An 8,827-nucleotide genomic window follows, 5' to 3' on the forward strand; every position below is an offset into this window, starting at 1 on the left:
AAGGATGGAGCTAGCGAATCCTGCGATCGATCAAGCCGACTGCCCGCCCGGAACGGTGGGCTGGCCCGTGCTCGCCATAGAGCGCAGCAAGAAGGGCAGCCTGGTCGACCAGATCGTCTCGGCCATCAGCGCGATGGTGGGCCGTCGGGAGTTGCGCATAGGAACGAAAATGCCGTCTGTGCGGCAATTTGCGAAGTGTAATGGCATCAGTACCTTTACAGTTGTCGAATCCTATGACCGCCTGGTGACATTGGGGTTGTTGTCATCGCGCCGCGGTTCCGGCTATTTTGTGGCCCGCCAGGACGTTCCCGCAACGCTGTTGCCGTCGACCTTGCAAGCCACGCCGACCGCCATCGATGCCCTCACCCCCGACCTGTATTCTGGCACTTCGGACGCGCTGGCCGTGGGCGCCGGCTGGCTGCCGCCCGAGTGGTATGGCGAGGACACCATCCTCGACGCCGTGCGCCATGCGATGCGCATACCCGCCAACCGGCTGCGCGGCTACGGCCATCCGCTGGGCTTCCCGTCGCTGCGCCAACAGCTGTCGTCCACCTTGAGTGACGAGCTGTTCCCGGTCGAACCGGAACAGGTGCTGCTGACTCACGGCGCCACCCACGCCTTCGACCTGATCCTGCGCACGCTGACCAAGCCGGGCGACACGGTGTTCGTCGAAGATCCCGGCTACAGCAACCTGCTGTCGCTGATACGCCACCACGGCTGCGTACCAGTCGGCATTCCGCGCGGCGAGCATGGCCTCGATTTCGACACGCTGGCGAAGCAGGCCGCGCAGACCCAACCCAAGCTCATGTTCGTCAACACGGTGCTGCAAAACCCCTTGGGCACCTCGCTCAGCGTGGCACAGGCGCACCGCCTGCTGGGTCTCGCCGAGCAGTTCGATTTCTGGCTGGTGGAGGACGACATCTACCGCGAGCTGGCGCCACGCGGCGAAGCCTCGCTGGCGGCGATGGACGGCTTGCGGCGCGTGATCCGCGTCGGCAGCTTCTCCAAGACCTTGTCGCCGGTGCTGCGCGTCGGTTCGATCTGCGCCTCGGCCTCGCTGATCCCCGAGCTGCTGCGGGTGAAGATGCTGGCCGGCCTGACCACCTCCGAGATCAACGAGCGCGCCGTGTACCACGCCATCACCGCGCGGCCCTACAAGCGCATGGTGGACAAGCTGGCCGCCCAGCTGGAGGCCGGCCGCGAACGCGCCATCGACAGCCTGCGCAGCGTCGGCATGGAGCCACTGGCCAGGCCGCGCGGCGGCATGTTCGTCAGCGCCGGCTGGAGCGACGCGCCCAGCGCCGACTGGAACGGCAAGATCATCGCCGACCTGGCGCTCAAGTCCGGCATCCTGCTGTCGCCGTGCGATTTCTTCATGCTGCGCGCGCCGGAATCGATCTGGTTCCGCTTCAACGTAGCCTACACCGACCACCCTCAACTCCTGACCTTCCTGAGACTCACATGCCGACAGCAAAACTGAATGCCGAGCCAGCGCCGAAGATCAAACGGCGCGTTCTCAATCGCGACAAACTGGAAGCCGACATCGCCGCCGAGGCGGTGCGGGTGTTCGCCGAATGCGGCTACGAAGGCACCTCGATCGCCACCGTGGCGGAGAACGCCGGCCTGTCGAAGCAGAACCTGATGTACTACTTCCCCACCAAGCAGGCGCTGTACCAGCGCGTGCTGGACGAGGTATTGGACGAGTGGCTGGAGCGGATGGAAAACCTGGCCGCCGGCGACCAGGATCCGCGCGACGTGTTGCGCACCTACGTGCAGGCCAAGCTGAAATTCTCGCGCGAGCAGCCTTGGGCCTCGCGCGTGTATGCGATGGAGGTGATCAGCGGCGCGCAGATGTACGGCGCGCAGATCCAGAACCGCGTGGTGCCGCTGGTGCGCAAGGATATCGAGGTGTTCGAGAAGTGGATCAGCGAGGGGAAGATTGCGCCGATCAACGCGACGCACCTGCTGTTCGCCATCTGGGCGATGACGCAGTCCTATGCGGACTTTTCGGCGCAGATGGCGCTGGTGTTGAACCGCAAGCAGCTCACCAGGAAGGACTTCGACGATGCCGAGAAGGTCATCGTCGATATGGTGCTGTCGGCGATCAGCGTGCCGCAGCCTGCTTGCGACGGCGCGCCATAAAGCCCACCAGGCCCAGGCCGGCCAGCAGCATGGCATAGGTTTCCGGTTCCGGCACGGGAGTGACGTAGCCCGCCACGTTGATCGGATTGAAGAAGTGGTTGGCGTTGATCTGCACCGACGAGCTCCACGAATCGACGATCACATTGCCGTTGATGACACCACTGCCGCCGGTGACGCTGGCCAACGGCGCCAGGATGTTGGCGGTCAGGCCGGTGTGGACGCCGAGGTCGGTCGCCTGGTAGAAGTTGAACAATACGTTGTAGTTCTCGAAGCCCTGGTAGCCGCCGTTGAAGCTGCCCTTGTCGCCGCTGACGTTCAGGATCAGCGTGGAGCCGGCGGTCAGGTTGCTGAAGTTGAAGTAGGTGACTTTCGACAGCGTCTTGGCGTCGATGTCGATCACTTCCACGCCCTTCTTGCTGCCGGCGATGTTCAGGCCGCCCCACTGCTCGGTGGCGGTGCCGGTGGTGGACAGCTTCGACAGCGAAGTCGAGGTGGTTTTCAACTGGCCGGCCAGCGCAGTCATGTTGACGGGCGCGGCGCCGGTCTTGATCTTCGAGTACACATCGACGCTCTGGGTCAGGCTGGCTTTGCCGCCGACAAAGGTGTCGCCGTTCTTGATCGAGCCGCTGGTGAATTTGAGGTCGCGGCCGGCGATCAGCGAATAGCTGCCGAAAGCGTCGACATTGTTGGCGTTGACGGAGTAATTGGCCAGCTGGACATCGCGACCGGCCATGATGGCGCCTTCGACGTCGGCGCTGGGGGCCTTGAAATCGGTGAAGGAGAATACATTGGCGCCATGCAGCCCCAGATCCAGCACGGCAGCCTGCGCGCTACCCAGGGTAGCCATTGCAAGAACGACAGCGGAAACAGCGGTTTTCGTGACAGCGACCATGAATAGTTCCTTGATAGCAAATTAAATTACTTCAAGTATATCACGTTTCGTTGCCACAAAGCACTTTCAACCTTGCTGTTTGCGGCGGCGCAGCACAAGCCCCATCAAGCCCAGGCCGGCCAACAACATGGCATAGGTTTCCGGTTCCGGCACCGGCGTGGTCGGCACCGAACCGGTGAAACTCTGGAGGTGGATCTCGCCGAACTGATTCAGCGTCTTGGCGAACACCCCGCCTTCGACATTGGCGCCGCCGACGTTGCTGAAGCTGCCATCGGCCACCAGCACCTGGCCGCCAAAGGTGCGGCCGACGGTGACGCTGGTGTCATGGCCGGCGAAGTTCCAGATCAGCTTGCTGCCCAGGGCCTGCGCCTGGTTGAAATTGGCGTTCAGGCTCAGGTTGCTGTCGTCGGTGTTGAAGATCACCGTGGTGGCGCCGCCCAGGTTGAACGAAATGTCCGTCACCTTGCTCGAGAAGATCTTGCTGTCCTCATGGGTCAGGTCGAACACCAGCACGCCATTGACGGCGGTGCCGCTCAGCAGCACGTTGCTGTCGTTGTTGCTGTATGCGACCGAGGTGCCGGCCGTCGCGTGCAGCGCCGACAGTTGGCTCGACAGCCCGCTCATCAGCGCGCCGAAATTGGTCGAGGTCGAAGCCACCAGCGTGCTGTTCATCAGGCTGGTCGGCGCGTTGAGCACGTTGTTGTTATTGGTGTTGACGTAGCTGGTTGCATGGCCGGCGCCGTTGAAGTTGACGCTGCTGGCGCTGCCGCTGACCCAGGCCGCGCCATTGAAGCTGGAACCGGCGGCCGAGCCGCCCACATACGACGCGCCGGAATTGACGTTGATGCCGTTGGCGTCGCCGCCGGTGACCAGGCCCAGCGCGTTCACATGCACGTTGCCGCTGAGGGTGCCGCCCACGGTCAGGCCGGCATAGGCCGAGGCCGGCGTATCGCCGGCGTGCTGCACGTAATCGCCGCCATGGGCGTCCAGGCCCACATAGGCGCGGCCGTCCACATGCGAGGTCGAGGTCAGGTTGCCACTGACGACAACGTTGAACTGTTGCAGCATCTGGGTGGCGGTCAGCGGAGCTGCGCAGGCCGTTCCAGACAATAGGGTTGCGGCGGCAATGGCGATGCAGGTGCGAGCGATCATGGAGCGGTCCTTGGAGGGGATATTAGAAGATTAATATATATTGTTTTTAGAATATCATTATTTCCTGTTGTCAGTGTTATGAAAATCACCAACGGCCGTATGAAATCAGCTAAGCTGACAGGCCGTCTATCAGCAGAAGAACCAGCATGTCCAGCTTTGAACCCTTCCAGTTGCAAACCGCCCGCCTGACCCTGCGCTTCGTTGACATCGGCGATGCCGACGCCATGTTCCGCCTGTTCTCCGATCCCGTCGCGCTGCGCTACTGGAGCAGCGGCCCGTGGCTGCACGCCGCCCAGGCCGTCGACAACATCGAGCAAACCCTCAAGGCCTACCAGGACGGCAGCGCGCTGCGCCTGGCGATGGTGCTGCCGGACGGCGAGCTGATCGGCACCGTCACGCTGTACGCCTTCGACCGCCGCAACCATCGCTGCGACATCGGCTACATGCTGGCGCAGCCGCACTGGGGCAAGCGCTACATGCAGGAAGCCTTGGCCGCGCTGATCGCCTATGGCTTCGGCCCGCTGGAACTGCACCGCATCGAAGCCGATATCCATCCCGACAACATTGCCTCGGGCCGCATCCTGGAAGGCCTGCACTTCCAGCGCGAAGGCTTGCTGCGCGAGCGCTGGTTCGTCAGCGGCGAGATCTCGGACAGCGTGATCTACGGCCTGCTGCGCAGCGACTGGGATCGTGCAACGGTCATTACACAGCAGCACTGATTTGGCCGCCGCTTATCCTCTGGAATAACCGGCCATCCCGCTCAAACCGCAGTTGATCGGAATCCGCAACAGCGCGCCTGAGGGCTTTGCTACAGTGATTCCATCGCAACGATTTTGATGGAGTTCCAAATGAGTAAATTGAACAGCCAGGCCGTGATGGATTTGATGGAAGAAATCTTCCGCGCCTTCGCGCAGACCGTGCGCTACGGCGTGCGGCTGGTGCAGCGCATGTCGCCGCCCGCGCTGCTGGGCACCGCGCTGATCCTGGCCTTCATCCTGACCATCCTGCCGCTGGCGATGGTGCTGTTCGCCTTCTTCCTGGTGCTGAAGATCGCCGTCGGCGCCTGCGTGGTCGGCGGCCGCCGCCAGCGCCGTCGCCAGGAGCACGAACAATGAAAAAACGAGGGCTGGCCAAGGCCGGCTACGACAACGCCAAGAGCCTGCTCGACATCATCCGCGAGATCGGCGAAACGGCCACCAGCATGTGGTGGCGTTTCTTCGACTGGCTGGCGCAGGTGGAATGGCGCAAGCTGATGATGGTGTGGCTGCTGTTGCTGCTGTTCGGCCTGACGCCGTTCGGCCTGCCCAAGCAGACCGTCGCCTTCATCGCGCTGTCGCTGGGCCTGAAGGTGCTGGCCGGCGGCAAGCGCAAGGCCGAGATCGAAGCGCGCGACGCCACCAGCCAGGCCGACGAGGAAGGCATGGAGCGGCGCGTGATCGAAGCGCGCATGGCGGCCCTGCAGGCGCAGGTCGAACCGCACTTCCTGTTCAACACGCTCGCGCTGATCGGCCAGCTGATCGAGACCGATCCGCCGCAGGCAGCCCGCATCCACCAGAACCTGATCGACTACCTGCGCGCCACCTTGCCGCAGATGCGCGCCAAGGGCAGCGGCACGCTGGGCCGGCAGATCGAGATGTCGCGCGCCTACCTGGCCATCATGCAGGCGCGCATGGGCGCGCGGCTGGCGGTGTCGGTCGACGTGCCGCCGGAAATGCTGAGCGCCACCTTCCCCGTGATGATGCTGCAGATCCTGATCGAGAACGCCATCAAGCACGGACTGGAACCGAAGATCGAAGGCGGCCGCATCGACATCCGCGCCAGCGTCGACGGCGCCATGCTGCAAGTGGACGTGCTGGACGACGGCATCGGTTTCAACATCCATGCCGGCGACGGCATCGGCCTGGCCAATGTGCGCGAGCGCTTGCGCATCCTGTACGGCAACCGCGCGCAGCTGGTGATCGAAGCGCCGCTGACGGGCGGCACCCGCGCCAGCGTTCGCATACCCTATGCGCCGGATATTTTCGCCGGAGGCTCGAAATGAATATCGCCACACCGGGCGGCCAGCGCCGCGCCACCGCGCTGATCGCCGACGACGAGGAACCGATGCGCCGCCAGCTGCGCGCGCGCCTGCTGGAAGCGTGGCCGGGACTGGAGATCGTCGCCGAGGCGGCCAACGGCATCGAGGCCGTGGCGCTGGCCGGCCAGTACCAGCCGGACATCGTGTTCCTCGACATCCGCATGCCCGGCCTGTCCGGCATCGAGGCGGCGCGCATGCTGTTCAACCGCTGCCACCTGGTGTTCGTGACGGCCTACGATCAATATGCGATCGAAGCCTTCGAACAGGGCGCGCTCGATTATCTGCTGAAGCCGGCCGGCGGCGAGCGCCTGAAGACCACCTGCGCGCGCCTGCAATCGCTGATCGGCCAGCAGCCGTCCAACATCGAGCGGCAGCTGAGCCAGTTGTTGTCCAGCCAGAGCAAGCCGACCGCCAAGCCGGACTACCTGCGCTGGATTCAGGCGGTGGTCGGCAGCAACCTGCGCATGATCAGTACGCGCGAAGTGCTGTTCTTCCGCGCCGATGAAAAGTACACACGGGTACAGACCGCGCAGGCGGAGGTGTTGATACGCAAAACGCTGAAGGAGCTGGCCGACGAACTGGACCCGGACGAATTCTGGCGCATCCACCGCTCGACGCTGGTGCGGGTCGATGCCATCGAAGAAGTCACGCGCGACTTGCGCGGACGGCAGATGGTGAAGATCCGCAACTTCGACGAACAGCTGGAAGTCAGCCGCGGAAATACCCACTTATTCCAGCAAATGTAATCTCCGTCTGATCGTTATCAATATATACTTTCTTGCATCGTTCCGGCGCATCAGGCCGCCGAACGGATGGGGGTAAATATTGATCGAATCTGTTCCATACCACGACAGGGAGAAAACAATGTCCAGCATACCCAAGCAAACGCGCAGCAACGTCATTCCATGCATGCGCTACCGCGACGCGCCAGCCGCCATCGACTGGCTGTGCACCACTTTCGGCTTTGAAGCGACGCTGGTGGTGCCGAACGAAGACGGCAGCATCGCCCACGCGCAACTCAGTTTCGGCAACGGCATGATCATGCTCGGTTCGGTGTTCGACACCGAGTTCGGCCGCCTGATGAAGCAGCCTTCCGAGATCGGCCAATTCAACACGCAGAGTTCCTACCTGGTCGTCAACGACGCCGACAAGGTGTACGACAACGTGAAGCAGGCCGGCGGCGAGATCCTGCTCGAGATCAAGGATGAGGAATACGGCGGACGCGGCTTCACCTGCCGCGACCCCGAGGGCCACATCTGGAGCATCGGCACTTACGATCCGGCGGATTGAGGAGCAGACCATGGGACGTCCGGTACATTTTGAAATCCAGGCCAGCCAACCGCAGGTGCTGATCGATTTTTACGGCACGCTGTTCGGCTGGAGTTTCAACAAGTGGGAAGGCGGCGAATACTGGCTGATCGACACGGGCGATCCATTGCAGCGCGGCATCAACGGCGGCCTGCTGCCGCGCCAGGGTTCAGCGCCCGCGGCGATGCAGAGCGTGAACGCCTTCGTCTGCACGGTCGATGTCGAGCAGCTGGACGACACGCTGGCGCAGGTGGCCGCGCTGAAGGCGGAAGTGGTGGTGCCGAAGATGCCCATCCCCGGCATCGGCTGGCTGGCCTACGCCAAGGACCTCGACGGCAACATCTTCGGCATGATGCAAGCCGACGACAAGGCGACGTAGCTAGTAGCACAAGGCAAACGAGGCTGCTGTGCCGTTGTAAATACACGTCCAACGGTTCAGCAGGTCCCTGCCGATGAGGCTATCAATTCCCTGTCCAACCAGGCTAACCTCGATCAACGTAAGCATTGAAATACCGTAGGCCTTCGATCGTTTTCCGGTTATGAAGTGCATAGCATCGAAGAGTTGACACGCACGAGGAACTTGCTTGGCAGACGGCGTTTGCCGTAACACCGGTAGCGCTCGCCCGGCATGGCGATGAAGAGGAATGATCCAAGCTGGACAGCGTTGGTTTTCAGGGTTTTCGCGCTGCCACCTCAATTCGTTGTGATGCCCTACATCGAGAATCGTTTCGGACATCACCCACTTTCGTTCGCGGCACCGGCTACGTCAGCGGTCGGCAGCAGGTTGAGCGATGCAATGCTGCGAATTGTGTTCGGCGCATGCACTGCGACAAAGTTCCCCACCACACGACAATCTATCAGGCAAGTGATAAGCAGCTACTTGCGTTCAAAGGGATCGGCCTAGCCGTGTTGCTCCAATTGTGCAACAGATGTGTTCAATTGCGCTGAACCTTGACCCGGGATTTGCATTGAATTCCGACCCGTTCTTGTCCTGAAAATCTCAGTCTGCGCTGAGTCTGGATCTTCTCCCTTTTCCAAGTGGCTGCGGTGAACTGTTTTTAAATCGGTAGCTGTCATTACCGGTCTCAACGATGTGGCAGTGATGAGTGAGCCGATCAAGAAGTGCTGTCTGTTCGTTTGCTCGCAGAAATGACCCACTCTGTTTGACCCGCCTTCCACTGCCTGGCAAACGCTGCTACGCGGTCGTATGACCCTTCATAACCGAGCTCTCTCAGGTCTTCATGGATCTGTTTCAA

General features: G+C 62.2%; 10 protein-coding genes and 1 pseudogene. 8 read left to right on the plus strand and 3 right to left on the minus strand.

Annotation, left to right across the window (positions count from 1 at the left end; translation table 11 throughout):
* Positions 1 to 4 precede the first annotated feature (4 nt).
* Both D0T21_RS29255 and D0T21_RS29260 read left to right on the plus strand, forming a co-directional pair.
* Positions 5 to 1,480, plus strand: a complete 1,476-nt coding sequence (locus D0T21_RS29255; protein ID WP_116993302.1) for a PLP-dependent aminotransferase family protein — start codon at positions 5 to 7, stop codon at positions 1,478 to 1,480.
* Positions 1,462 to 2,142, plus strand: a complete 681-nt coding sequence (locus D0T21_RS29260) for a TetR/AcrR family transcriptional regulator (RefSeq protein ID WP_116993301.1) — start codon at positions 1,462 to 1,464, stop codon at positions 2,140 to 2,142. Before D0T21_RS29255 ends, D0T21_RS29260 begins: the two co-directional genes overlap by 19 nt.
* On the opposite strand, the gene D0T21_RS29265 is transcribed toward D0T21_RS29260, so the two are convergent.
* Positions 2,105 to 2,989 carry an FxDxF family PEP-CTERM protein gene (locus tag D0T21_RS29265; protein ID WP_229211682.1) on the minus strand — a complete coding sequence of 295 codons (885 nt, stop codon included), beginning with the start codon at positions 2,987 to 2,989 and terminating at the stop codon, positions 2,105 to 2,107. The two genes, D0T21_RS29260 and D0T21_RS29265, sit on opposite strands and share 38 nt — an antisense overlap.
* A 111-nt stretch (positions 2,990 to 3,100) precedes the next feature.
* Positions 3,101 to 4,186, minus strand: a complete 1,086-nt coding sequence (locus D0T21_RS29270; protein ID WP_229211683.1) for an FxDxF family PEP-CTERM protein — start codon at positions 4,184 to 4,186, stop codon at positions 3,101 to 3,103.
* A gap of 146 nt (positions 4,187 to 4,332) precedes the next feature.
* Here D0T21_RS29270 and D0T21_RS29275 point away from each other — a divergent pair, with 146 nt between their 5' ends.
* The 6 genes from D0T21_RS29275 (at position 4,333) to D0T21_RS29300 (ending at position 7,950) form a co-directional block, all read left to right on the plus strand.
* Positions 4,333 to 4,905 (plus strand): GNAT family N-acetyltransferase, encoded by a 573-nt coding sequence (locus D0T21_RS29275; protein ID WP_116993299.1) that lies wholly within the window; start codon positions 4,333 to 4,335, stop codon positions 4,903 to 4,905.
* A gap of 129 nt (positions 4,906 to 5,034) precedes the next feature.
* A complete protein-coding gene (locus tag D0T21_RS29280; protein ID WP_116993298.1) occupies positions 5,035 to 5,301 on the plus strand; it encodes a hypothetical protein in 267 nt (88 codons plus the stop codon).
* Positions 5,298 to 6,227, plus strand: coding sequence for a sensor histidine kinase (locus D0T21_RS29285; RefSeq protein WP_116993297.1), 930 nt, complete (start codon positions 5,298 to 5,300; stop codon positions 6,225 to 6,227). The genes D0T21_RS29280 and D0T21_RS29285 overlap by 4 nt, the downstream gene beginning before the upstream one ends.
* Positions 6,224 to 7,009, plus strand: coding sequence for a LytTR family DNA-binding domain-containing protein (locus tag D0T21_RS29290; protein ID WP_116993296.1), 786 nt, complete (start codon positions 6,224 to 6,226; stop codon positions 7,007 to 7,009). The genes D0T21_RS29285 and D0T21_RS29290 overlap by 4 nt, the downstream gene beginning before the upstream one ends.
* Positions 7,010 to 7,127: 118 nt before the next feature.
* A complete protein-coding gene (locus D0T21_RS29295) occupies positions 7,128 to 7,553 on the plus strand; it encodes a VOC family protein (protein WP_116993295.1) in 426 nt (141 codons plus the stop codon).
* 10 nt (positions 7,554 to 7,563) lie between these two features.
* Positions 7,564 to 7,950, plus strand: a complete 387-nt coding sequence (locus tag D0T21_RS29300) for a VOC family protein (protein ID WP_116993294.1) — start codon at positions 7,564 to 7,566, stop codon at positions 7,948 to 7,950.
* A gap of 621 nt (positions 7,951 to 8,571) precedes the next feature.
* Here D0T21_RS29300 and D0T21_RS29305 read toward each other — a convergent pair.
* Positions 8,572 to 8,712: pseudogene (locus D0T21_RS29305) on the minus strand (ATP-binding protein); the annotation flags it as partial.
* Positions 8,713 to 8,827: the final 115 nt, after the last annotated feature.

It is taken from the genome of Duganella sp. BJB476 (assembly GCF_003416895.1).
GTDB lineage: Bacteria > Pseudomonadota > Gammaproteobacteria > Burkholderiales > Burkholderiaceae_D > Rugamonas.